A 22,339-nucleotide genomic window follows, 5' to 3' on the forward strand; every position below is an offset into this window, starting at 1 on the left:
GAGGATCAGAAAGCTTGTTTGAATCGATGTATTTCATCCGCAGATTATGCACGAATGCTAAGAAATCCGGAGTGCAAATATTAACCAAAAAGAAGATCGTTTTTTGATTTATGAAAGAGATCTATTAATTTTGTTGAAAATCTTTGCAATATTTTTCCATTGGTTTTTGATTTTTTGGAATTATATTTTCAATGTTTTTTATATTTTCTATTGCATTTTCTTTTGCCCGTTTCGCTTTTAATAATTCAGAATTCTCTGAAGCAATTTCATATTGTGCTTTACTCATTTTATAAGTTGCACATAAATTATCGGATATAAGCTTATGATTGCCAGAAATTAGAGCTACAGCTAGATCATCATGGAGTTGAATTCCTTTCTGATTATTTTTACTTATTAAGTGATCAAATTCAGTTTGAGTCAATTTTTTTGCATAAGATGGATGATTTGTAAATATTATGAGTAATAAAATTGGCTGAAGGACATGGTTAATTAGCTTAAAATTTTTCATAAACTTATCTTTTTCTAGTTTTAATTTTGATCCTACATTAGCATGTATTTTTTTTCAATCTGCTAAACTATACCTATCCATGAAATGATGAGTACATATGAGTTTAGCCAACCTGATTGATGAATTAAATCCTCAACAAAAACAAGCCGCAACAACAGAAGCACAGCATAGCTTGGTTTTGGCAGGAGCAGGTTGTGGTAAAACCAAAACCATCGTGGCGCGTGCAGCTTATTTAATTGATCAAGGCGTGCCTGCCAATCAAATTCAAATTTTGACTTTTACTCGCCGTGCAGCCAGTGAAATTGTCGCTCGTGTGGAGCTGGCTCTGGGTGAGCAAGCCAAAGGGTTACGCGCATCAACCTTTCATACTTTTTGTATGTACCTATTGCGCCGCATTCCAAAAGCCTTTGGTCTAGAACAGTTTTCGATTATTGATCGTGATGATCAACTCATGATGTTCCGCCTGATTCGTGGCCGTGATGATAAGAAAAACCCCAATCACTTACCCAAGCCAAAAGAACTCTGTGATCTGTATTCCTTTGCCCGTAATACCCGTCAAAAACTCAGCATTGCTATGGAAAAGCAAATGCCTGAGTACTTTGCTTTAAAAGATCAAATCGCGGATATCATGAAAGAATACGAAGCCCGTAAACGTGCGCGTAGTTTTTTAGATTATGACGATATCTTGGCGATTGTGGCGAAAGCCTTGGCGGAATCAGATGGACTGGTCGATTATGTCGCTTCAATTTGTCGCCACATGTTGGTTGATGAAATGCAGGATACCAATCCGCTGCAATGGGCGTTACTTGAGCCACTAAAGGAACGTGTCAGTTTGTTCTGTGTCGGCGATGATGCACAGTCAATCTATGGCTTCCGAGGTGCAGACTTTGAAAATATTCATCATTTCAAAGAGCGGGTACCCGACGCACAGATTTTTAAACTTGAAAAAAATTATCGTTCAACCCAAGAAATTTTAGACCTGTCGAATTGGTTGTTGGATGAAAGCGAAATTAAATATGACAAACGCTTAGATGCCTATCGTGGTGAAGGGATTAAGCCGAAAATGCATATTTTCCCGAATGAGTTTGATGAAGCCAAATGGATTGCCATCGACATCAAAGAGCGTCATTACCTTGAAGGCAGCAAATGGTCGGATCATATGGTGCTTGTGCGTTCAAGCTTTGCTGCGCGTCACATTGAAGCAGCCTGTATTGCCGCAAACGTGCCGTATCGCTTTATCGGCGGCATGAAATTACTTGAAACAGCCCATGTAAAAGACTTGCTCAGTGTGCTGCGTGTAGTGGCCAATCCTTTAGATGATATCGCGTGGATGCGCTTTTTAACCTTGTGGAATGGTGTGGGTGATGTCGGTGCGAGTAAGTTATCGCAGCAGATTTTACTTGAGCCAGAAATGCAAGCCATTGCAACCAAGTTGGAAAAGTTTGGCAAAGTACCTGACCAAGCGATTCTGATGATGAAGCAAATGTCGGTGTTGAAAGATCAGGTCAAAGAATGTGTAAGCTTGGCTGTTCAAGCGATTTCTGAGCAGCTGGAAGAAAACTATAAAAAAGATTGGAACCGCCGTGTCGGTGATTTTGATCTGGTGAAACAATTGGCATCCAAACATACGCAGTTGAGTGAATTCTTAGAAGAATATGTCCTTGATCCAGTTTCCATTTCTGAAATTGAACGCCAATCTGACAGTGATGTCGTGACTTTAATTACCATTCATTCGGCAAAAGGAACGGAGCAAAAAGTCTGTTATGTGGCGAATGTCACACCAGGGCAATATCCACATGCACGTGCCCAAGGTAATTTCGATGAAGTGGAAGAAGAACGTCGCGTGTTATATGTGGCGCTGACACGTGCGCAAAATGAATTGATTTTGACCAAGCAAAACTTGAACCACTGGGCACGTGAAACTGTCGATGAGCAAGGCCGTAAAGTAGAAAGTTACTTTATGAATGATTTAACTCGAAATTTATGTAGTTTGGAAACACACTATAAAACCCGTCAGCAAACCGTAAAAAGTGCCTTAATCGAAAGAAAATCGATTAATTTAGATTTTGGTATCGATCTCGATTAAAATAGATTTTTGACGTGATTTACATGCAAGTTAAAAAGCAAAATAGACAAATGCTTTTTGATGATGCTGTCTATTTGGAAGATTGAATGAAAATTTTAGTACGTAACTTAGAGCGTTCAGTTACTGAAGCAGAATTGGTTGAACTGTTTAAACCATTTGGCGCAGTAGAGTCTGCTGTTGTTGTTATGGATGCAAGCACAGGTAAATCGAAAGGGTTTGGTTTTGTCGAAATGCCAAATGGTCGTGAAGCTGTAAAAGCGATTAAAGGCCTGAATACTTTGAAAGTCAAAGGTGCGGGTATTCGCGTAAAAGCGGCTGAAGATAAGCCTAAAGCATAAATTTAAAAAGGAGCGTAACGCTCCTTTTTTTATCGGTGATCTATGAAAAAACGCTACTCGGCTTTGTCTATTGTTGCGCCATCTGGTTCGAACATTGCGTGTGGGCTTAAAACGCTTGAAGTCCGCTCATGGCAGCCCGAACATTTGCCTTTAAAAGATTTAGTGATCGTGGAAAATCAACGCTACTTACATGAAAGCGGAGAAGAAGATTTTGGACGTGCGGTGGCGATGGTCGATGTCGATGTGTATGACGTTCATGCATGGACTGAAAATGAGATAGAGCAAGCGCAGGCGACATATTGGGCAGCAGGATATTGGGCTTGGCGTCTAGAAAATATCAGGATGATTGATTGGGATATGCCTGTTCCCGCCAAGCGTGACATTTATTTAATTAAAATCGATCATCCATAATATTTATTGTGAATTTCCTAAAAATCCGTTTAAGCTTATTCATGTAGAAAAACGCCAAAATTTAGGGAATTGTTCATGTCTCGTGTTGCTCGCTTTCATGCTGATCGTACCAATCAAAAGTTATATTTTAGCCGTCTTGCATGTCAGCAAGCTGAGCAGACCGATCATGTTCAACAAGCTCAGGCTTATCGCGAAGCAGCAGTTTTTCATTTGCATGGTGCAGTACTTGCGTTTTTACAAGAGTTGGTGCGTTACTATCGTTTAAATGATCCTGCGCCCACGTTAAAGTCGATTGAAACGCTGATGGCTGAAAAAGGTCAGGTATCACCTGAAGTGACTGTTATGCAGCAATTGGCAAAGCAGGGCTTTATTGCAGAGCTGAAACGCGCACATCGTATGTGTCAATATGCACCTGAACCGTCTGCACCAGAGCCAGAAGATGAAACGTCTTCAAATTTAATTATTAAAGTTACCCAAACACCGCAAGCATGGTTGCCAGATACCGCTATTTTGCGTGAATGGCATCGTGATCTAACTCAATTAATTGATGGATTTCGTAACGAGATGGTGGAGTTCTAATCGGACTATTGCTACTTGAAATAAATTTATTTAACCCGATATAAGATTATCTAAGTAATACAAAGTGCAGATGCCTTTATCACCATGTTGCGCATGGAGGGATATATGTCTATAGAACAGTTGAAAGAACTCTTTGGGAACCAGGAAGCAATTTTAGAGCTGGTTCAATTGGAAGGTGGTGAGTTGGCATTGCGTAATGCAGGCTCAGAAAAAGAGCCTTTGGTGACTATCCAATTCAATGAAGAATTACGCAATATTTTGGGCGATCAAATGAGTGTGATCGCTCAGCAAATGATTCAGGCTGCATTGTTTGGTTTGTTAGAAAAACAAGTGGATGAATGGCATGCCGAAGTGGTCGATGAAAAGCCTAAATATATGAGCTAATCATATAGGCACTGATTTTTAGATCATGATGAAAACGCACCTTTCGGTGCGTTTTTTTATACCCAAAATGGCACTTAGACTGTGCCCAGTTCAGTAGGTGAGATCAGTATCGAACCTAAAAATACAATAAAGACCCCGATGAGCTGTAAGAAAAAAGGATTTTTGGCATCTTGCCAATACAGAATCAGAAAGACGATGGAAATGGGATAAAACAATAGACAGCCCAGTCCCCATAAAATACTGGTTTTAAATGCAGCGATGAGAAAGCCCAGACCGCCAATCAAAATAATGGCAAGGCCTAAATAGAGGATGTACATGTTTTTCTCGTTTCTCGTTTCTCGTTTCTCGTTTGAAGTTTTTAAAAATGATGCTTCGTTTGATGCTTATTTTATCAATATGTTTTTTAAATTCAATTATTTGTAATTTTAAAATTAATGAATTATATCCATTAAAAAAAGGCGATGCTTAAATGCATCGCCTTTTTGGTATCACCTTTAAGCACTTAATTTGACATCTTAGTGTGTCGGTGTTTGGTGATGGGCAATTTGGATTTGATTTAAAATATGATTGCTCATATTTTTCGCCATTTCCTCTTTGGCATAATAAACCTCACCGACATTGTCGCGACGAATGACTTCAGCTTCTTCTTTGCTTTCCGCACACACCAATACTTGGATGGATGGATTCAGCATTTTTGCAATGTCGACAATTTTATGAATATCTAAAATATCCATAGGTGAAATGACCAAAAGGCGTGCGTGTTGAATATGGGCTTGAATTAAAACGCCGGGTTCTGTTGCCACACCAGATACCGCAGCGATGCCTTTTTCCCGTAAGTTTTCCACGATTTCACGGTTTTCTTCAGCAATAACCACTTTAATGTTTTCATTCATTAATTCGCGGGTAATACGACGACCGACTTCACCATGACCAATCAGCACCACCTGATCACGTAGATAATCCTGTGAGACCTCATCCGGCAACATGGCCAATGGGTCACTACTACGTTCCAGTAAACGAGCCAAATTCGAGCGCTCACGGATGAGTCGCTGCATAGGCTCGATGGCAGAAAATACAAATGAATTCAGCGTAATCGAGATTAAAGCACCTGCCAGTATCAGATTTTGTCCTTCCATAGAAAGGAGGTTTAGAGATACACCCAAGGTCGCCAAAATAAATGAGAACTCACCAATTTGCGCCAAGCTTGCCCCAACGGTTAATGCGGTATTGATGGGGTAGCGGAAGAACAACACCAACGCCATTGCAGCGATGGTCTTACCAATCATGATAATGCCGACTACTGCTAAGACATGAAGTGGTTGTTCAATCAAGATCCGTGGATCAAACAGCATGCCGACGGAGACGAAAAACAGAATCGAAAAAATTTCACGAAGCGGAAGAGTTTCTTCTTCTGCACGGTGACTAAAGTCAGACTCTTTGACCACCATACCGGCAAAAAATGCGCCCAGTGCCATGGATACACCAAATACCTTGTAGGCACCAAAGGCAATAGATACGGCTGCTGCAACCACGGTGAGCGTGAATAATTCACGTGAGCCTAAGCGCGCAACCACTTGCATAATCATTGGCACTAAGCGTTTACCAATGATCAGCATGAAGGCAATAAAGCCAGCAACTTTGAGTAAAGTTAGACCTAAGGTCAGCCAAATATTTTCATCGGCACTGCCTGATGTGAGCGGTTGACCGCCAAGCAGTACGGCAGTCGCAGGTAGAAGGACCAGGACCAGAACCATCACCAAGTCTTCAACCAAGAGCCAACCCACGGCAATTTTACCATTGACGGAGTTGAGTAAGCCGCGATCACCTAAGGCTTTGAGTAGAACGACAGTACTTGCACACGACAAACTTAAGCCAAACACTAAGGCTGAGCCCATGCTCCAGCCCCAAAGCATGGAAATTCCCATACCGAGTAAGGTCGCCACTGCAATTTGTAAAATGGCACCCGGGAGGGCAATACGACGGACTTGCATCAAATCATTGAGTGAAAAGTGCATACCCACGCCAAACATCAGGAACATGACACCGAGTTCGGCCAATTGGTTAGCGAGATGGATATCGCCAACTACCCCAGGTGTGTTTGGGCTAATAATAATACCGGCAATCAGATAGCCGATAAGGGGAGGAAGTCGCAGGCGTGCAGCAATATAGCCAAAAATTAAGGCAAAACCAAAGCCAACAGCAAGTAATATTATGAGTTCTACATCATGAGGCACTAAAAACTCCTTAAGCCTAAGTTAAGGGTAAAAAAGACAAGCACAAAAAGTGCCAAAAAGCATTTTGAAAGTTTAGCAATTCGAATAAAAAAAATGCAAAAAAAAACGACCTAAGTAGGTCGTTTTTTTCAAAAAACTAAAATTATTTGATTTTAGCTTCTTTGAAGATTACGTGTTGACGGATTTTTGGATCAAATTTTTTGATTTCCATTTTTTCCGGCATAGTACGTTTGTTCTTAGTGGTAGTGTAGAAATAACCTGTACCAGCAGAAGAAACTAGGCGAATTTTATCACGCATGTTCGTAGCTCCTTAGATCTTTTGACCTTGAGCACGTAGGTCAGCAACAACCTTTTCGATGCCCAATTTGTCGATAATACGCATACCTTTAGTAGTTAGACGAAGACGTACGAAACGTTTTTCGCTTTCTAACCAAAAACGGTGGTGATGCAGGTTCGGCTCGAACCGGCGTTTAGTTTTGTTGTTGGCGTGTGAGACGTTGTTACCAACGACTGGACGCTTGCCGGTAACTTGGCAAACCTTAGACATGGTGTAACTCCATTGATTTAGCCAACAGCAAATCTGTATGGCCAGTCAAAAAAAACATTGAATTCATTCAAGGGGCGTTTTATATCAAAAATGCGCTTAAAAGACAAGCGATTTTGCATAAAACGAACGATCACCTAGTGTGATCGTTCATGCCTTGATCGTTTATCGAAGAAGTGTCTTCGAAATCAGTTTGTGGATCGGCTTATTGAACGGTGGAAGAATGAATTTCAAACTATAGAGTTTTGGATTCGACATCACCGAGCGTTCATGCGACAAACTGAAGAAACCTTCTGGACCATGATATTTCCCCATACCCGAAGCCCCCACACCGCCAAACGGCAGGTCATCTTGAGCAACATGGGTTAATACCGTGTTTTGTCCGAAATGTCCTGAATGGGTACGTGTTGCGACATAGTCGGCACGTGCCTGATCAAAGTCGAAATAGTATAAAGCAAGTGGACGAGGACGGCTATTAATAAAAGCAATAACCTCGTCAATTTGATCATATTCCATGATCGGAAGGATCGGACCGAAAATTTCATGCTGCATAATTTGCATGTCTGGAGTGACACCCGTTAAAACAGTCGGTGCAATTTTACGTACAGCGTCCACATCTTCATTTTGTGGGTTAAAACTGATGATTTGTGCGCCTTGATCACGCGCATCTTCTAAATAACCTTGTAGGCGGTTGTACTGCTTGTCATTAATAATCGAGGTGTAGTCCTGATTTTGGGCAATACTTGGGTACATGGCTTCAACGCACACTTTATAGTGATCTAAAAATTCAGCTGTTTTACCACGAGGTAAGAACACATAGTCAGGTGCAACACAAGTTTGACCTGCATTCCAAAGTTTACCAACCGCAAGACGCTGTGCGACATCTGCAAGGTCAATAGACGGATGAACCAATACAGGTGACTTTCCGCCTAATTCTAAAATCACCGGAACTAAGTTTTCAGACGCTGCCGCCATGACGGTTTTACCGACATTGGTCGAGCCAGTAAAAATCATTTTGTCGAAGGCAAGGTGACTAAACGCATCTGAAATTGGGCCACCACCGTTGACGACTGCGACCAATTCTTGAGGAAATGCTTCTGCGAGAGCTTTTTCTAGCACATCACCGAATGCCGCAGAGGCACTCGAAATTTTGATCATGGCATGGTTGCCCGCAGCCAAAGCACAAATCAGTGGGCCTATAGAAAGAAGCAGTGGGTAGTTCCATGGCGTAATAATGCCGACGACACCAAGCGGTTGATATTGCACCCATGCTTTTGCAGGTTGGTGAATAATTCCGACATGGCGTTTGGATGGTTTCATCCAGTCTGTCAAATGCTTGCTATAATATTTGATGTGCTCAAGACATGTGAGTAACTCACCAATCTTGGTTTCACCGATAGAACGGTTACCATAGTCTTGATTAATTGCATCAGCAAATTGATCTTGATACTTAACTAAGATACGCTTAAGCCGAGCCAAACGGTCAATACGTTCCTTCGCTGTAGGCAATGGGTAACGTAAATACGCTTGTTTCTGCTGTTCCAACATATTGTTGAGATGCTGGTGATCAAAAGAATGTGGTGTCATTGAAGTTGTTTTTGTCTGACTATTCATGTCGCACGACCATATCCAAATTAGCGATTAATTAATTTTTAGAGCAAATACTCTAAATAGTCAAGTTACTTTATGTGTTAGTGTTCTAATGCTTTGAAATAAATGGTTGTTTTAGGATGTCTCACACCAAAACCTTAAAAACGAAAGAACGTATTTTGCAGCTGAGTTTGCAGTTGTTTAATGAGCGTAGCGAGCGTTCAGTGACAACCAATCATATTGCTGCTGAACTGGGAATGAGCCCAGGTAACTTGTATTACCATTTCCGAAATAAAAGTGAAATTATTAAGGAATTAATGGAGCAATATCAGCATGAAACGCTAGAAATGTTAGCGCTTCCTGATGATCGTCAGCTTGATGCCAATGATAAAATTCGCTATTTCCAAGTGTTAAGTAGCCAATTATGGGCTTATCGCTTTTTACATCGTGATGTTTATCACTTGGTCGAAAATAATGAAGATTTCCGCAAAATGTATCCACGTTTTGCCGGTCAAGTTATGCAACAAGGGCAGAAAATTTATCGTGCCTTTGTCGATGCAGGCTTAATGCAGATGACCGATTCTGAAATTGAGGCCTTAACCATTAACTTGTGGATCGTGCTGACCAACTGGACCAACTTCCTTTATATGTCGGGCCATATTACCGACTCCAACACTTTGGAAGAAAAGTGGGTGTGGCAAGCACTGCGACAAATGGTGTTCTTAGAAGGTGCATATCTACGTGGTGAAAGCCGTGAAACCTATGAGCGACTGCTCGATACTTTAGGGCCGTCGGACTTATTTGCAAGTCTTTCAAACGCAAAGCATCAGGTTACTGAATAAGACTATTTAGTCTGGCTTTAAAAAGCGTTAGAATACTCGGCTCTTTTTTCAATTTAACTGATTAGTGATATAAACCAACATGAATATGTCGACCGCTAACACAGCACGCTTACTCATTACCTGTGAAGATAAACCAGGGATTGTGCAAGCTGTATCGAGCTTTTTGTATCATCAGGGAGCAAATATTACCGCACTTGATCAATACGCGACTGAAGCTCAAGGGGGGCGATACTTCATGCGTGTTGAGTTTGAATTGGACAATTTACAAAGCCGTAAAGAAAGTCTAACTCAAACATTTGCGAGCAATGTTGCTGAGCGTTACAACATGCACTGGCGTTTAGCTTTAGTCAGTGATGTGAAGAAAGTCGGTATCTTGGTGTCTAAAGTTGACCATGCATTGCTTGAACTGTTGTGGCGTCATGCACGTGGTGGTTTGCCATGTGAAATCACCAAAGTCGTGTCTAACCACGATGCTTTACGTGAATCTGTAGAAAATTTCGGTATTCCGTTTGAAGTTGTTCCTGTGAATAAAGAAAACAAACGTGAAGCTTATGAGCAAATTGATCAGTTGATGCAAGGCAATGATTTACTCGTTCTTGCTCGTTATATGCAAATTTTAGACGAAGAATTTGTTCAAAAATGGGAAATGAAAGTGATCAACATTCACCATTCATTCCTCCCAGCCTTTGTTGGTGCGAACCCATATAAGCAAGCGCATGAAAAAGGCGTGAAACTGATTGGTGCAACAGCGCACTATGTAACTGCTGATCTTGACCAAGGGCCGATTATTGAGCAAGACGTAGAGCGTGTAAGTCACGACTTTACCGTTGAACAATTGCGCGAGTTAGGTCAGGACGTAGAGCGTAATGTACTCGCACGTGCAGTCAAATGGCATCTTGAAGATCGTATTATTGTCGATGGTAATAAAACTGTTGTATTTCAATAAAACGAGATAAATTTTTGAATAAAAGGGCATACTTTAGGTATGCCTTTTTTATATTATGATTAAAAAAAGTCATTAAAACTGACGAATTAATAGTTGCAAATGAAAACACTTCTCATTTATTATTGCCGTACTTTAATTGTGCTAACCGATGAGCATGATTGTATTTTTGACAAAATAAATGCAATCGCTTCTTCAAGGTAACTGAGTTTAATGAGTCAATCTCCCGCTCCAATGATGCAATCACCTAACCCGATGAAAAAGAAAATCATTACTGCGCTTCTCGCTGTTGTGGTAGGGCATATGGGAGTATTGTGGGCGGTCAGCAATATGAAAGCACCAGAACTTAAACCGATTGAAAAAGATCCGATTAAAGTTCGTTTTGTGAAGATTGTTGAAGAGAAAAAACCTGAACCTCCCAAGCCAAAACCAGAACCGAAGAAAGAGCCACCAAAGCCAAAAGAAGTTAAAATTGTAGATAAGCCGTTACCACCACCACCGAAGAAAGTGGAAAAAGTGGAACAGGTGAAAAAGAAAGATGCGCCGAAACCAACTGTTGAAGCGGTCAAGAACGTACCACCAACACCCGTTGTTTCAACTGTGGTGTCTGAAACGAAAGTCGTTCGTGTTGAACCAACACCTCCGGCACCTGTTGCACCACCACCTGCGCCTCCAGCACCACCTGCGCCACCGACACCTAAAACAGTCAGCATCGGTAATGGTGTCAGTTGGATTAAGAAACCGAATGTTCAATTTGAAGATGGTGAATTAAAAGCGTCGTGTACAGTTGAAGTTGCGATTGCAGCAAGTGCTGAAGGTAAAATCGAATCAGCAACCATTAAAAACTCGACTTGTGGCGCTGCTGTGAACCGTAAAGTGACTGCAGCAGTGAAGCGTGCGCGTTTATCCAAATATATTGATAATGGTGTGGCAACTCCGACGCGAGTTGATCAACCATTTAACTTTAAACTTAATTAAGATTCCGGCTAACCCATTAGGAGTTCGAATATGAACTTTTCAGTTTATTGGCAACATGCAGATGCAGTCAGCAAAACACTGTATTTCGTGTTACTTGCAATGTCGATTGCGACTTGGACGATCTTCGTTCTTCGTATTATGGGCACACGTCAGCTCAAACAAGTGGCGTATAACCACCTTGCAGATGCACTAAGCAAACTGAAAGCGAAATTTGCTCCTTTGGCTTTTGAACAACGTAAGGCTGTGGCTGAACAAGCATTACTACGTCAAATTTCGGTAGAAAAAGCTAATGCTGAAAAAGGCGTATCTGTATTGGGTACGATTGCTTCAATTGCACCGTTCGTAGGTTTGTTCGGTACAGTATGGGGTATTTTTCATGCCCTTGTAGCAGTGGGTAAAAGCGGTCAAGCGGGTTTAGCGCAAGTGGCAACACCAGTTGGTGAAGCCTTGATCATGACCGGTCTTGGTTTGGCTGTGGCGATTCCTGCGGTATTGGCTTATAACATTTGTGTTCGTTTTAACCGTACACTGTCGAATGAATTGCAAGATCAAGCACATGGTTTATTGATTGACACGATGTTGCAACAAGAATCTGCAGCGAAGAAAGAAGACGTGAAAACTGCACAGCAAAGTTTAGCTGGAGGTCAAGCTTAATGGCTTTTCAATTGGGTGAAGACAACGATGCTGGCATGAATGAGATGAATCTCATTCCGCTCATCGATATTATGTTGGTATTGATGATCATCTTCTTGGTGACTGCGACTGTTGCCAACCCATCAATTCCATTAACCTTGCCACAAACGACTGCAGAAGTGATTGATCTGCCAACTGAAAGCGTAACCATCAGCATTAACTCAGCGGGTGATATCGCTTGGAATGGTGATATTGTCACGCTCGAAGATTTAGAAAGTCGTCTAAATACAGCTGGTCAGCAAGAGCGTAAACCTGCATTGGTATTAAAAGCCGATAAAGAATCACGTTATGACACAGTTGCACAAGTGATGTCGCGTGCGAGTGGAGCCGGACTCAGCGATATCGCCTTTGCCAGTGATAACTAAGCACTGAGCAAAGATAACTAAAAAAAAGCGACTGAAATGTCGCTTTTTTTATGTCTCTATTTTGAAAATAGATGCTGTTTAATTAGATCACTCAGATTTGAGTAGGTCTTGAAATTTGCTACGTAATTTCATGAGTTTAGGTGGTATTGAAAAATTACAGTAGCCTTGGTTTGGGTTACGCGCAAAGAAGTTCTGATGATATTCTTCGGCAGGGTAGAAGGTCGGCATTGGACTCAGTTCAGTCACGATATTGACGCCTTCAGCTTTTAATTCTTCAATACGTTGCTCAGCGATTTGCTTTTGTGATTCGTCCTGATAGAAAATCACTGAGCGATACTGTGTGCCGACATCATTGCCTTGACGGTTCAGCGTGGTTGGATCGTGGGTTGCGAAAAATACATCCAGCAATTGGCTAAAACTGATTTGGCTGTCATCAAAATTGATCTGAATGACTTCTGCATGTTGGGTATTCCCCTCACAAATTTGCTCATAGCTTGGATGCTGAGTAACTCCCCCTGCATAACCACTGACGACTGTTTGCACGCCCTTTAGTTGTAGAAAAACTGCTTCTACACACCAAAAGCACCCACCACCAAATACCGCTTGTTGCATAGTGAAATCCTATTTTGTTCCCTGATGTTTAATATGGGGTTATAGCTAAAAACTGCAATGTACGTCTGTATACTAATCACTAGTTTATGTGCATTAAATGTCTCTGGCATGACTGAACAGTGAATAAAAAAGTCTGCCGAAGCAGACTTTTAAAATGATTTAACGCGGTTGAACAGCGCTTTCATATTGAATTAATAAATTGCCATGACGGTCTAGTAATTTCAATGTTTTTCCAAACACTTGATAATGCGTTACTTTTTCGAGTGCTGCATGGTACTGTCGGTCTAGCCCATTGTTATTGAGACAAGCCATCTGTGTCGCTGCAATCGGGCCAAACGTTATGGTGTCTTTGCCAGCATTATAGCCGCCCATTATACGATTACAGCCATCTGCACCTGAGACACGTTTTGAAGCCGCATCGAATTGAATGCTTGGAATATTATGCGCATTGGATGCTGTTTTGATTGGGGTGTTGCCAATCTGAGTGGCAATCCAAGTACGGTTTTGTAATAGGTTTAAATTTTCAGTTATGGTGTTGTCTTGTGCAGGCATGCTTTCACAGCCTGTCACCACTAAAGTTGAAACCAAAGTTGCAGCAACAAATATTTGTTTTAGCATCGGAATTTCCCCGTGGAAGCATTTCAATTATCTAAGCAAATATCGCACAGATAAGCTAGCCATATTTGTATCAATATTTAAGAATTACAATTGATTGGCGCTTGGATTAGACTGTGAATGCGGCAAACCTTGTCGGATTAACTTCGAATATTGTTCACTGCTCAGTTGCTTAATTTGAGAGACGCGGGGGTTAACATGGGCTTTTTGATACCATGTTTTCATATCCCAATTTTGGTCTATGGCATGGAGGTCGTGCAAATAATTCGGCAAATAACCGGATGCAAATAAGCGGTAATCGGTTGGAAGTTGATGTTTGGAAACCGCTTGAATCATGTCAAACACCAGTGTTGTACAATTACTAGTGAGTGTGTTGTACCATTTGGGTTGAGTCTGCAGTTCATCGGCTTTATGTAGATATTCAATAAACAGCGCCTGCATTTCAGATTTTGGCATGTTTACGGGGAAGAAATAGACCTGTTCTCCGCGTGTATTGCTGCGGGTATAGATAATATCTTTTTCATCTGATGCAATGAGGCTCAGTTCATATTTACGGAAAAAACCACCAATCGCAGAGAATTCTTCATTTTTCTCTTTGCGAATTTCAATCGAAAACGTCAGCGGTGGTCGGTCAGCAAAATCAAAAGTGACCAGTGTATGGGCAATTTGTGGCCCCATCCAATACGAGGTAATGATGTTGACGCCATTGATTTGACTCAGGTCATATTGGCGAGTTTCCCAACGCGGGGTAAAGCTACCATCGGCATGCCAGTCGAAATTACGCACATTGTGTAAGGTGACGAGATTACCTTGCTTTTCATAATGTAGAATTTCAGCTACTTCAGGATTCCATTCACGATCTTGACGCGCTTCCATGCCAAAATACCAAAATAGACCGCAAATAAAGCCCATAATATAAATTAAGACATCTTTACGACGGCTAAAAAAGTGTTGGGTAATATAGATGCCTAAAATGCTCAGGGCAAAAGCAATCCAGATTCCAATGATAATGCGGCTGCCTAACCAGCCTGCCGGTTGCTGTATCCACAAGGCGGCACAGAGCCAAATCGAAGAACAGAGGACAAACACACTAAATAGAGCATGAAGAATACTTCGCCCTATTTTTTTGAACATTGCTTGTTGGTCACTCTGTTGCATATTTTTCTTTTAGCTTAAGATTTTTCTTTATTTTCGGTAAGTTGCGAACTCAAAAGCAATCCCAGTTTTGTCGTCGATATGTTGTTCTGACGCCACTTTTTGAAAGTCCGCAGGAATTTCAGGATAATGCGCATCACCTTGAACATCCAGTTCAACATGCGTGAGTTCTAAACGGTCTGCAATGCCGATGGTTTGCTTAAAAATTTCACCACCACCAATAATAAACAAACTCGTTGGTTTTTCTGAACTTGCAACATCAGCAACAGCTTGCGTTAATGCCTCGTCGATACTATATGCGACTTTGGTGCCTTCAAATGACCAAGTGTTATCTCGTGTAATTACCCAATTGACACGCTTCGGAAGGGTACGTCCCATAGACTCTAAGGTTTTGCGTCCCATGACCACTACACCGCCTTGAGTGATGGCTTTAAAGTGCTGTAAATCGGCAGATATATGCCACGGCAAATCATTCCCTTTACCAATGCAGCGCTGCTGATCCATAGCGACAACGTGCACGATTTCTAAATTTTGAAATGCCATAGTTTGAACTCAAATAGCCGAAATATTTGCCGTCTATTAGAATGCAAAATCCCGCTTGAGGTAAAGCGGGATTTTGCTTTTCACTTGGGATTTCTAAAAATTAAACCGCAACAGGGGCTTTAATCGCAGGATGTGATTCATAACCTACGATTTCAATATCTTCAAATTTAAAATCGAAAAGATCGGTAATTTCAGGATTGAGTTTTAATTGGCACAGACCCATTGGTTCACGTGTCAATTGCAACTGCGCTTGTTCGAAATGGTTGGCATATAAATGTGTATCCCCACCGGTCCAAACGAAGTCGCCTACACCTAGACCACAAACTTGCGCAATCATATGTGTTAACAGGGCATAGCTGGCAATGTTAAACGGCACACCCAAAAAAACGTCAGCACTACGTTGATATAATTGGCAGGATAATTTTCCGTTTTGGACAAAAAATTGGAACAAGGTATGGCATGGTGGCAATGCAACATTACCTGCCTCATTTGGGTTCCAACCCGACACGATTAGACGACGAGAGTTAGGATTGGTTTTGATTTCATTGACCAACCATTTAATTTGGTCAAAACCATCTTGTTCATATAGGCCATCGGCTTTTTTGGTTGCACCGAAATTACGCCATTGATGACCGTAAACAGGACCTAATTCGCCAGCAGGACGACCAAAACGCGCAGTTTGTTCTGCTGTAGACCATTCATCCCAAATCGAGACTTTGTTGTCTTGCAAATATTGAACATTGGTATCGCCTTTAAGGAACCACAACAGTTCAATCACGATAGAGCGGAAATGAACTTTCTTGGTGGTGAGTAAAGGGAAACCTTGAGAAAGATCGAAGCGCATTTGATGACCAAATACAGAACGTGTTCCCGTACCCGTACGGTCGCCCTTGTCGCCGCCGTTGTCGAGAATGTGTTGTAAAAGGTCTAAATACTGGCGCATGTCTCTCTCATAATTTGCTAAATTTCTTGTGGCACATATTAGCTTGTTTTGCGTGTGGAAGGAACTGTGATGGGCGCTTGAATATAGTCAGGTTTAAAAAATCCAAAACATACGGTGTTTATTGGGTGATGACCAAATTTTGCAGGCAACAAGCGCTGAGTTGTCTGGGCTGAAGACGCCTATTTATAACAATTACATCAAGTGTTAACGAGACAATATGTCTGTTAAATCAAGCATGAGCTTAGAAAACTTAAGCTCTATTGTTTATATATTGAGCGATGTTACATTCGCAGCGTTGAAAAAAATACAGATAAGTTTGATTAAAAAAATACACGTGATTTTTCTCATTTTAAAGAGGTGGTTTTGGGCTGCTATTTTTGATTAAGAGTTTGATATCAAAAATAAATCCAATTGAATTAAAAATAGACGATCGTATTTAAATGTGAAGATTTGTTTAAGAAATCTTACATTTTTTACATGAAAAAACATAATTTACGCGGTACTATCACCCTCGTTAAAATTTTTGAATGCCTAAATACAGGCGGGAGTGTGGGTTAAAGAATGGCTTATGATCACAATGTAAACTTGAGTGAAGTGCATGCTCCAGTTCAGGCAAATATCATAATTCGTTCTCAGGCGAGTAAAAATACGGGCAAGTCCAATACCACTCAAAAAGCAGCGACTAAAAATGTGGTATCCCGCAATGGTCAGCGTATCGATATCGATCGTTTGACTGGATTTTTACAAGGCATTACCCGCCAAAGAAGTACTCAGAAATGTGCCCGCAGTGTTCGTTTAGCACTTGAGTCCGCAGGGGCACGTTTTAACGGTCACCCCGTTGCCGCAGCAGATTGGGGCAGCACATTACAAAAAATTGGTTATCAAAAAATTAATTTAGCGTTTGATCGACCAAAGAAAGGCGATATTTATATTATCGACCGCAATCAAAGTAGCCGTTATGGTCATATCGCAGCATATTCAGGTAAGGATTGGGTGTCTGATTATCGTCAAGCGGGTTATGCGGTCTATCGAACTCCAAATGTGAAATACAGCTATTACCGCTTAGCGGATTAACAGCCCATGGCTGCAAAAAGGTTAGTCTTCAAACCTTTTTGCACGCTGACTGTAGATCGAGACGATAAATAATCCAATTGCCGCAAAGCCCATACATTGCAGCGCTAAAATCCAGCGTTGCTCATTGGGTAGAAAATAAATTAAGCACACTAAACATAAAATTGGCAAACTAGCCAAACCCCATTTTAATGACGGAGACAGTGTTTTTAGTTTGTCTTGTCTGAGCTTATAAAGCAGATCAATCATCAAACCAATCGCTAAACTTATGCCCGCAAAGCGGGGATCAAGTTGTTTTTGTTCAGCGCATAGAAAAATAAGCACACAGGTACTGATACAAATGAAGAGCTTGATTTGTCGGTTACAGCGCTCAGAGTACCAAAACGTCAGCATTTAAACTTTACCTTGGGGTGAAGTTTTCTCGTTTTTATTCAGTAGAGAAATCGGGGAGAGCAGGCAGATCGCCAAAGCCATAAAGCCAATGCCTTGAGCACCCGGAATCAAAATTTCACCCTTATTCATGTTGATAAAAACCAATGCTAACAGCAGTGCAATCGGTATCCAGGTCAATAAACGATAGAGCAAACCTGTTGGGTTTTTTGCTGCAAAATGAATCTTGCAATAACGACAAATCAGGAAAATGACGCCTGTACCCATGAACATTAGAATGGCTTGAAGTGTTAGGGGTTCCATCCAATACAGAACACTGGTCAGTACGACCATCGCAATAAAAAACAAGATTTTTTTAAGTACAGAAACGCTGGGGTTAAACCAAAATTCAAGCATGGATCGATAGTTTAAAAATAAGCTGAATAAACTTTAGCACAGATCAGTTGTCTAATTCAGTCACTTCATGTGCAGTAAATACGTATGAAGGGATAAATTTCAGCGCATAAAAAAGCGAGGCTTAGACCTCGCTTGCTTAAAGACAATTATAAAATATTAATGATTTTTTTGTGGACCCCAGTCATAGATTTTTTTCTGGTAGGCATACCACATCATCCATAGTCCAATCAGAATCATCGGAACTGTCAGGAACTGACCTTTACTCATCCATCCGATGAACAGTTGACCATTGTCCGGCTCACGGAAGAATTCAACGGTGAAGCGTGCGATTCCATATCCGATGAGGAACAAGGCTGAAACGGCATAACGTGGACGAGGTTTTGAACTAAACCACCACAGCACGATAAACAGAATTAAACCTTCACAGAGGGCTTGATAGAGTTGCGACGGATGGCGCACCAACTGAAGTGGATCGGTCGGGAAGATCATGCCGAAAGCAAAATTAGGATCGGTCACTGCACGACCATACAGTTCGCCACCAATAAAGTTACCAATACGACCAAACATCAAGCCTGTCGGAACGCAGGGTGCAATAAAGTCGAGGGTCTGGAACCAGGTCATTTTATATTTCTTGCACCACAGTAACATGGCAATCATGACCCCAAGGAAACCGCCATGGAAGCTCATGCCACCTGTCCAAACTTGGAATAGCCACAGTGGGTTGGCAAGGAATTGATCGAAACCATAAAAGAAGACGTAGCCAAAGCGTCCACCAATCACGACACCCAATGCACCGTAGAAAATCAGGTCAGAGACCATTTCTGCGTTCCAGCCGTCACGTTGTTTTGCACGGTAGGTTGCCAAGCCCCATGCAAATAAAAAGGCCAATAAATACATCAGACCATACCAGTGAACTTGTAGTGGCCCCAGTGATATCGCCACAGGGTCGATATTTGGATATGTCAGCATCGCTGTTCCTTGTCATTATGTTTTGCACAGATTTTAGCTGAATGTGCTGAAAAATGTTGTACATTCAATGTGTAAAGATATTGAGAGTTGAATATGTGCATTGTGGCTTTTGCTTGGCAGGTCTTGGATGACATGCCACTCTGCCTGATTTCGAATCGTGATGAGTTTTATCATCGACCGACGGCAGGTCTAAAGCAATGGGTAGATAGTCCGATTATTGCAGGGCAAGACTTACAGTCTGGTGGAACATGGATGGGGATAACCGCTCAAGGGCGTTGGGCGATTGTGACCAATTTTCGTGATGGTCGTGATCAGACCACATATCCCACTTCACGTGGCGCTTTGATTCAGCAATTTTTAGAATCTGAGCAAACGCCCATTCGTTTTGCGCATGCACTTGAACAAATCCAATGTAATTATGCCGGCTTTAATTTATTCGTTGGCGATGCCACTCAAGCCGTTTATATGAGTAATCGCGGTGAAGCACCACAAGTCTTAGCCAAAGGTGTGTATGTCACATCCAATGGTTTAATGACTGAACATTGGGAAAAGACCCGACATTTACGCAAACGCTTCACGCAAGAATTTTTACCGATGCTACAAAGCCAGCAACCACAGGCGGACATAGACGCCGCTGCGTGGGATATTTTGGAAGATGAACGTAAAATCATTCCAGCATTGTTACCCAATACTGGGATTCAGGCGGAAATGGAACATTTGCTGTCTTCAACCTTTATTCAAAGTCCGGTGTATGGCACCCGCTGTTCAAATTTATTGTGTATGCGGGATTCACAGTGGCATTGGCAAGAAAAACAGCAACACGGTGAGCAACAAGGACAGATCACCCAGATAGAAGTGCATTTAAAGGTATAAAATAAGCCGACGATTCGTCGGCTTATTTTTTAAAGGTGTTTTATGCGGTTTTTTGTGTTGGCTGAGCTTGTTCTACCGCTTCGCCAGCAATCACACCACCATCTTTACGGGTGATGACAACGGTTGCAGAACGTGGACGTGAAGTCGCTGCTGCATTGGTTTGTGATGCAGGCCAGTGGCTGGTCGGTTCAGAATAGGATGCTGAATCTTCACCGGGATGTTGCACATTGATAAAAATCGCTTTGTAGTCAGGTGTCATCGTCACACCTGTGATTTCACACTCTTTTGGTCCAGTCAGGAAGCGACGTAAGTTTTCGTCATTCAGTTTTGCCCCCACAATGGTTTCTTGACCCGATGAGGTCGTGGCTTTCGTACCGTCACCGACTTGACCCGGAAGCGCAGCAAGCATCATACAGTTGGTGGTATCGGTATAAGCACCGTCATCGGTTTGAATCCATAACACACCACGTGGGTCGAACCACATCCCATCGGGTGATGACAAGTCATTGTTGTCATTTAAACCAGATAAATTAATGTTGCTCGCCATTTTTGCTTCAGCACCAAACAGGTAGATATCCCAAGTAAAGCTGAGTGCTGTGGTTGTATCACCATCTTCACGGAAACGGATAATATGACCGTTGACGTTGCCTTTACCACCTTCAGGGTCGGTGTAGTTACGTGGGTTGGCAGCATCTAGTGCATGCGTCGTACCACGGTTCGAGTTATTGGTGAGGGTCACATAGACTTCACCATTGTCTGGATGCACAGCGACCCATTCAGGACGGTCCATTTTGGTAGCACCGACAGCATCTGCGGCAAGACGTGCGAAGGTCAGCACATCTGCTTGTGAGCTAAAAGGATACACGCTGTTGCTTTGGTTTAAACCATTGACGTTATAGCTCAATTCAATCCATTGACCTTTGCCATCATTGTTAAATTTGGCAACGTATAACTTACCGTTGTTCATGTATTTGTCGCCCGCGGCATAGCCACCGTTGACATCTTTTTTATTCCATTTTTGGTCGGATACAAATTTATAGATGTATTCACCGCGCGAGTCATCGCCCATGTAAAACGCAAGGTTGTCATCTTCACGTAAGCGACTTGCACGGCAGTCTTCATGTGCAAAGCGACCCAGTGCTGTACGTTTTACGGGGTTTTCACGGCGGTCAAATGGGTCGATTTCGACAATCCAACCAAAGGTGTTTGGACCATTACGATAATCTTCTGCTGCCTGAGTACCGGTAACATTCGCTGACCAACGGTCATATAAATCTTGTGACTCATTACTTCCAATCGCCGTTTCCCAACCATAGCGTGAGTTTGCACCCGCTTTTAGGCCATAACGGTTGAGTGCCACAATTTCAGCAGGACTACGTTTGGCATCATCTGCTTTCGCACGAGCGAAGTAACCAATGAAGTTTTCTTCTGTCGTCAGGTAAGTGCCCCAAGGGGTATAACCATTACCACAGTTGTTGTGTGTACCACGGGTTTGCTGGCTATTGGTTGAAAATTTCGTGCAAACTAAGCTTGAGCCTGCAACAGGGCCTTTAAAGTCCATTACGGTCGATGCTGTGATACGACGGTTGAAAGGTGAGTTTTGTACCAGTTTGACAGCTTGAGTCTTACTGTCTTTTTCAATTTGAATGATAGAAACACCGTGTGCATTGACTTCACGGATGACTTCATCTTCAGGGCGACGACCTTCTACTTTGGTTGGGCCTTGCGGGTGCAAGAAGGTCGGATTGATGTATTCATGGTTCATCACCAACAAACCTTGGTCAGACTGCTTGGCATCATAACGTCCAGAGGTGGTATTTAAACCAAAGAAGCTCATACCGTCATGGCAGTCACCAGAGCGGAATTGGAAGCTCGGGCCAGAAGGAACATTGTTATCATCCCACGCTGGGTATGCAGGGTTAATCGAGTCACCCATCGCATATAGCACATGCGCTTGATAGCCTTCAGGAACGGTCACGATATCGTCTAAATTCTTTTTCACTGGTGTGAAATTGAATTTGGTCGGTTTTTGATTTGGATCGGTAACTGGTGGTTTGGTATTGCTATTTGAATCTGAGTCATTGTCATCATTACACCCCGTTAATGAAGATGCCAATGCAAGTGCGACTGCACCACTCGCAGTCTTGGTAATCAAGCTACGACGGCTGATGCGTTGTTCTAAAATGTCACGAAAATGAAGGTTATCCGAAGTATTGTTATCAAGTTCTTGATCTTCGTTATATGGCATGTTTGTCATGAATTTAAATCCTGGCAAAG

General features: G+C 42.0%; 27 protein-coding genes. 12 read left to right on the forward strand and 15 right to left on the reverse strand.

Annotated elements, in window-relative coordinates:
* Positions 1-124: 124 nt before the first annotated feature.
* On the reverse strand, positions 125-508 hold the full coding sequence (locus FTU38_RS11975) for a hypothetical protein (RefSeq protein ID WP_180111306.1): 384 nt from the start codon (positions 506-508) through the stop codon (positions 125-127).
* Between the two features lie 97 nt (positions 509-605).
* Between FTU38_RS11975 and FTU38_RS11980 the strand changes: the two genes are divergently transcribed.
* The 5 genes from FTU38_RS11980 (at position 606) to FTU38_RS12000 (ending at position 4,306) form a co-directional block, all read left to right on the forward strand.
* Positions 606-2,594 (forward strand): ATP-dependent helicase, encoded by a 1,989-nt coding sequence (locus tag FTU38_RS11980; RefSeq protein WP_168377891.1) that lies wholly within the window; start codon positions 606-608, stop codon positions 2,592-2,594.
* 86 nt (positions 2,595-2,680) lie between these two features.
* Positions 2,681-2,932, forward strand: a complete 252-nt coding sequence (locus FTU38_RS11985) for an RNA-binding protein (protein ID WP_078189697.1) — start codon at positions 2,681-2,683, stop codon at positions 2,930-2,932.
* Positions 2,933-2,974: 42 nt separating this feature from the next.
* Entirely contained in the window at positions 2,975-3,343 is a 369-nt protein-coding gene (locus FTU38_RS11990; protein WP_180111308.1) for an ASCH domain-containing protein, read from the forward strand.
* Between the two features lie 75 nt (positions 3,344-3,418).
* The gene (locus tag FTU38_RS11995) at positions 3,419-3,922 is read left to right on the forward strand and encodes a DUF6586 family protein (protein ID WP_180010190.1); all 504 of its coding nucleotides are present in this window, start codon (positions 3,419-3,421) and stop codon (positions 3,920-3,922) included.
* Between the two features lie 105 nt (positions 3,923-4,027).
* The gene (locus FTU38_RS12000) at positions 4,028-4,306 is read left to right on the forward strand and encodes a hypothetical protein (protein WP_078192732.1); all 279 of its coding nucleotides are present in this window, start codon (positions 4,028-4,030) and stop codon (positions 4,304-4,306) included.
* A gap of 74 nt (positions 4,307-4,380) precedes the next feature.
* Here FTU38_RS12000 and FTU38_RS12005 read toward each other — a convergent pair whose 3' ends face one another.
* From FTU38_RS12005 to FTU38_RS12025, 5 genes are all read right to left on the reverse strand, one after another.
* Positions 4,381-4,623, reverse strand: coding sequence for a hypothetical protein (locus tag FTU38_RS12005; RefSeq protein WP_078192731.1), 243 nt, complete (start codon positions 4,621-4,623; stop codon positions 4,381-4,383).
* 198 nt (positions 4,624-4,821) lie between these two features.
* Positions 4,822-6,540, reverse strand: a complete 1,719-nt coding sequence (locus FTU38_RS12010; protein ID WP_180048845.1) for a cation:proton antiporter — start codon at positions 6,538-6,540, stop codon at positions 4,822-4,824.
* Positions 6,541-6,682: 142 nt separating this feature from the next.
* On the reverse strand, positions 6,683-6,838 hold the full coding sequence (gene rpmG, locus FTU38_RS12015; RefSeq protein ID WP_001205031.1) for a 50S ribosomal protein L33: 156 nt from the start codon (positions 6,836-6,838) through the stop codon (positions 6,683-6,685).
* A 12-nt stretch (positions 6,839-6,850) separates the two neighbouring features.
* Positions 6,851-7,087 (reverse strand): 50S ribosomal protein L28, encoded by a 237-nt coding sequence (gene rpmB / locus FTU38_RS12020; RefSeq protein WP_000048256.1) that lies wholly within the window; start codon positions 7,085-7,087, stop codon positions 6,851-6,853.
* A 162-nt stretch (positions 7,088-7,249) separates the two neighbouring features.
* Positions 7,250-8,698 (reverse strand): coniferyl aldehyde dehydrogenase, encoded by a 1,449-nt coding sequence (locus tag FTU38_RS12025; RefSeq protein WP_180007171.1) that lies wholly within the window; start codon positions 8,696-8,698, stop codon positions 7,250-7,252.
* Between the two features lie 116 nt (positions 8,699-8,814).
* Here FTU38_RS12025 and FTU38_RS12030 point away from each other — a divergent pair, with 116 nt between their 5' ends.
* From FTU38_RS12030 to FTU38_RS12050, 5 genes are all read left to right on the forward strand, one after another.
* Positions 8,815-9,516 (forward strand): TetR/AcrR family transcriptional regulator, encoded by a 702-nt coding sequence (locus FTU38_RS12030; RefSeq protein WP_180055631.1) that lies wholly within the window; start codon positions 8,815-8,817, stop codon positions 9,514-9,516.
* A 79-nt stretch (positions 9,517-9,595) separates the two neighbouring features.
* Positions 9,596-10,462, forward strand: a complete 867-nt coding sequence (gene purU, locus FTU38_RS12035; RefSeq protein WP_078192727.1) for a formyltetrahydrofolate deformylase — start codon at positions 9,596-9,598, stop codon at positions 10,460-10,462.
* Positions 10,463-10,672: 210 nt separating this feature from the next.
* Positions 10,673-11,437, forward strand: a complete 765-nt coding sequence (locus FTU38_RS12040; protein ID WP_078189688.1) for a TonB family protein — start codon at positions 10,673-10,675, stop codon at positions 11,435-11,437.
* A gap of 30 nt (positions 11,438-11,467) precedes the next feature.
* A complete protein-coding gene (locus FTU38_RS12045) occupies positions 11,468-12,091 on the forward strand; it encodes a MotA/TolQ/ExbB proton channel family protein (RefSeq protein WP_078192725.1) in 624 nt (207 codons plus the stop codon).
* Positions 12,091-12,495: a biopolymer transporter ExbD gene (locus FTU38_RS12050; RefSeq protein ID WP_078192724.1), complete on the forward strand. Its 405-nt coding sequence runs from the start codon at positions 12,091-12,093 to the stop codon at positions 12,493-12,495. Before FTU38_RS12045 ends, FTU38_RS12050 begins: the two co-directional genes overlap by 1 nt.
* 87 nt (positions 12,496-12,582) lie before the next feature.
* Here the strand turns inward: FTU38_RS12050 and msrA are convergent, their stop codons facing one another.
* From msrA to thyA, 5 genes are all read right to left on the reverse strand, one after another.
* Positions 12,583-13,107: a peptide-methionine (S)-S-oxide reductase MsrA gene (gene msrA / locus FTU38_RS12055; RefSeq protein ID WP_078192723.1), complete on the reverse strand. Its 525-nt coding sequence runs from the start codon at positions 13,105-13,107 to the stop codon at positions 12,583-12,585.
* A gap of 159 nt (positions 13,108-13,266) precedes the next feature.
* Complete coding sequence (locus tag FTU38_RS12060; RefSeq protein WP_180111310.1) at positions 13,267-13,725, reverse strand: META domain-containing protein; 459 nt, start codon at positions 13,723-13,725, stop codon at positions 13,267-13,269.
* 84 nt (positions 13,726-13,809) lie between these two features.
* The gene (locus tag FTU38_RS12065) at positions 13,810-14,880 is read right to left on the reverse strand and encodes a DUF4105 domain-containing protein (RefSeq protein ID WP_180111312.1); all 1,071 of its coding nucleotides are present in this window, start codon (positions 14,878-14,880) and stop codon (positions 13,810-13,812) included.
* Between the two features lie 27 nt (positions 14,881-14,907).
* Positions 14,908-15,420, reverse strand: a complete 513-nt coding sequence (locus FTU38_RS12070; RefSeq protein ID WP_180010197.1) for a dihydrofolate reductase — start codon at positions 15,418-15,420, stop codon at positions 14,908-14,910.
* A 100-nt stretch (positions 15,421-15,520) separates the two neighbouring features.
* Positions 15,521-16,363 carry a thymidylate synthase gene (gene thyA / locus FTU38_RS12075; RefSeq protein WP_078189681.1) on the reverse strand — a complete coding sequence of 281 codons (843 nt, stop codon included), beginning with the start codon at positions 16,361-16,363 and terminating at the stop codon, positions 15,521-15,523.
* A 561-nt stretch (positions 16,364-16,924) separates the two neighbouring features.
* Here thyA and FTU38_RS12080 point away from each other — a divergent pair.
* Positions 16,925-17,437 carry a peptidoglycan amidohydrolase family protein gene (locus FTU38_RS12080; protein WP_168377881.1) on the forward strand — a complete coding sequence of 171 codons (513 nt, stop codon included), beginning with the start codon at positions 16,925-16,927 and terminating at the stop codon, positions 17,435-17,437.
* Between the two features lie 21 nt (positions 17,438-17,458).
* Here the strand turns inward: FTU38_RS12080 and FTU38_RS12085 are convergent, their stop codons facing one another.
* The 3 genes from FTU38_RS12085 to lgt form a co-directional block, all read right to left on the reverse strand.
* Entirely contained in the window at positions 17,459-17,827 is a 369-nt protein-coding gene (locus FTU38_RS12085) for a hypothetical protein (protein ID WP_180010198.1), read from the reverse strand.
* Positions 17,828-18,220, reverse strand: coding sequence for a hypothetical protein (locus FTU38_RS12090; RefSeq protein WP_180004560.1), 393 nt, complete (start codon positions 18,218-18,220; stop codon positions 17,828-17,830).
* Between the two features lie 156 nt (positions 18,221-18,376).
* Complete coding sequence (gene lgt / locus FTU38_RS12095; RefSeq protein WP_078189677.1) at positions 18,377-19,189, reverse strand: prolipoprotein diacylglyceryl transferase; 813 nt, start codon at positions 19,187-19,189, stop codon at positions 18,377-18,379.
* A gap of 93 nt (positions 19,190-19,282) precedes the next feature.
* Here lgt and FTU38_RS12100 point away from each other — a divergent pair, with 93 nt between their 5' ends.
* Positions 19,283-20,062 carry an NRDE family protein gene (locus FTU38_RS12100; protein WP_180050508.1) on the forward strand — a complete coding sequence of 260 codons (780 nt, stop codon included), beginning with the start codon at positions 19,283-19,285 and terminating at the stop codon, positions 20,060-20,062.
* Between the two features lie 40 nt (positions 20,063-20,102).
* Here FTU38_RS12100 and FTU38_RS12105 read toward each other — a convergent pair whose 3' ends face one another.
* Positions 20,103-22,319 carry a PhoX family phosphatase gene (locus FTU38_RS12105; RefSeq protein ID WP_180111314.1) on the reverse strand — a complete coding sequence of 739 codons (2,217 nt, stop codon included), beginning with the start codon at positions 22,317-22,319 and terminating at the stop codon, positions 20,103-20,105.
* Positions 22,320-22,339 lie beyond the last annotated feature (20 nt).

Origin of the sequence: Acinetobacter sp. YH12098 (assembly GCF_013419235.1) — a bacterium.
In the GTDB taxonomy this organism is placed as follows: Bacteria; Pseudomonadota; Gammaproteobacteria; order Pseudomonadales; family Moraxellaceae; genus Acinetobacter; species Acinetobacter amyesii.

Excerpts from the sequence above, each read along its gene's own strand:
- FTU38_RS11975 (WP_180111306.1), bottom strand. The coding sequence starts at position 508 with ATGAAAAATTTTAAGCTAATTAACCATGTCCTTCAGCCAATTTTATTA.
- FTU38_RS11980 (WP_168377891.1), top strand. The coding sequence starts at position 606 with ATGAGTTTAGCCAACCTGATTGATGAATTAAATCCTCAACAAAAACAA.
- FTU38_RS11985 (WP_078189697.1), top strand. The coding sequence starts at position 2,681 with ATGAAAATTTTAGTACGTAACTTAGAGCGTTCAGTTACTGAAGCAGAA.
- FTU38_RS11990 (WP_180111308.1), top strand. The coding sequence starts at position 2,975 with ATGAAAAAACGCTACTCGGCTTTGTCTATTGTTGCGCCATCTGGTTCG.
- FTU38_RS11995 (WP_180010190.1), top strand. The coding sequence starts at position 3,419 with ATGTCTCGTGTTGCTCGCTTTCATGCTGATCGTACCAATCAAAAGTTA.
- FTU38_RS12000 (WP_078192732.1), top strand. The coding sequence starts at position 4,028 with ATGTCTATAGAACAGTTGAAAGAACTCTTTGGGAACCAGGAAGCAATT.
- FTU38_RS12005 (WP_078192731.1), bottom strand. The coding sequence starts at position 4,623 with ATGTACATCCTCTATTTAGGCCTTGCCATTATTTTGATTGGCGGTCTG.
- rpmG (WP_001205031.1), bottom strand. The coding sequence starts at position 6,838 with ATGCGTGATAAAATTCGCCTAGTTTCTTCTGCTGGTACAGGTTATTTC.
- rpmB (WP_000048256.1), bottom strand. The coding sequence starts at position 7,087 with ATGTCTAAGGTTTGCCAAGTTACCGGCAAGCGTCCAGTCGTTGGTAAC.
- FTU38_RS12025 (WP_180007171.1), bottom strand. The coding sequence starts at position 8,698 with ATGAATAGTCAGACAAAAACAACTTCAATGACACCACATTCTTTTGAT.
- FTU38_RS12030 (WP_180055631.1), top strand. The coding sequence starts at position 8,815 with ATGTCTCACACCAAAACCTTAAAAACGAAAGAACGTATTTTGCAGCTG.
- purU (WP_078192727.1), top strand. The coding sequence starts at position 9,596 with ATGAATATGTCGACCGCTAACACAGCACGCTTACTCATTACCTGTGAA.
- FTU38_RS12040 (WP_078189688.1), top strand. The coding sequence starts at position 10,673 with ATGAGTCAATCTCCCGCTCCAATGATGCAATCACCTAACCCGATGAAA.
- FTU38_RS12045 (WP_078192725.1), top strand. The coding sequence starts at position 11,468 with ATGAACTTTTCAGTTTATTGGCAACATGCAGATGCAGTCAGCAAAACA.
- FTU38_RS12050 (WP_078192724.1), top strand. The coding sequence starts at position 12,091 with ATGGCTTTTCAATTGGGTGAAGACAACGATGCTGGCATGAATGAGATG.
- msrA (WP_078192723.1), bottom strand. The coding sequence starts at position 13,107 with ATGCAACAAGCGGTATTTGGTGGTGGGTGCTTTTGGTGTGTAGAAGCA.
- FTU38_RS12060 (WP_180111310.1), bottom strand. The coding sequence starts at position 13,725 with ATGCTAAAACAAATATTTGTTGCTGCAACTTTGGTTTCAACTTTAGTG.
- FTU38_RS12065 (WP_180111312.1), bottom strand. The coding sequence starts at position 14,880 with ATGCAACAGAGTGACCAACAAGCAATGTTCAAAAAAATAGGGCGAAGT.
- FTU38_RS12070 (WP_180010197.1), bottom strand. The coding sequence starts at position 15,420 with ATGGCATTTCAAAATTTAGAAATCGTGCACGTTGTCGCTATGGATCAG.
- thyA (WP_078189681.1), bottom strand. The coding sequence starts at position 16,363 with ATGCGCCAGTATTTAGACCTTTTACAACACATTCTCGACAACGGCGGC.
- FTU38_RS12080 (WP_168377881.1), top strand. The coding sequence starts at position 16,925 with ATGGCTTATGATCACAATGTAAACTTGAGTGAAGTGCATGCTCCAGTT.
- FTU38_RS12085 (WP_180010198.1), bottom strand. The coding sequence starts at position 17,827 with ATGCTGACGTTTTGGTACTCTGAGCGCTGTAACCGACAAATCAAGCTC.
- FTU38_RS12090 (WP_180004560.1), bottom strand. The coding sequence starts at position 18,220 with ATGCTTGAATTTTGGTTTAACCCCAGCGTTTCTGTACTTAAAAAAATC.
- lgt (WP_078189677.1), bottom strand. The coding sequence starts at position 19,189 with ATGCTGACATATCCAAATATCGACCCTGTGGCGATATCACTGGGGCCA.
- FTU38_RS12100 (WP_180050508.1), top strand. The coding sequence starts at position 19,283 with ATGTGCATTGTGGCTTTTGCTTGGCAGGTCTTGGATGACATGCCACTC.
- FTU38_RS12105 (WP_180111314.1), bottom strand. The coding sequence starts at position 22,319 with ATGACAAACATGCCATATAACGAAGATCAAGAACTTGATAACAATACT.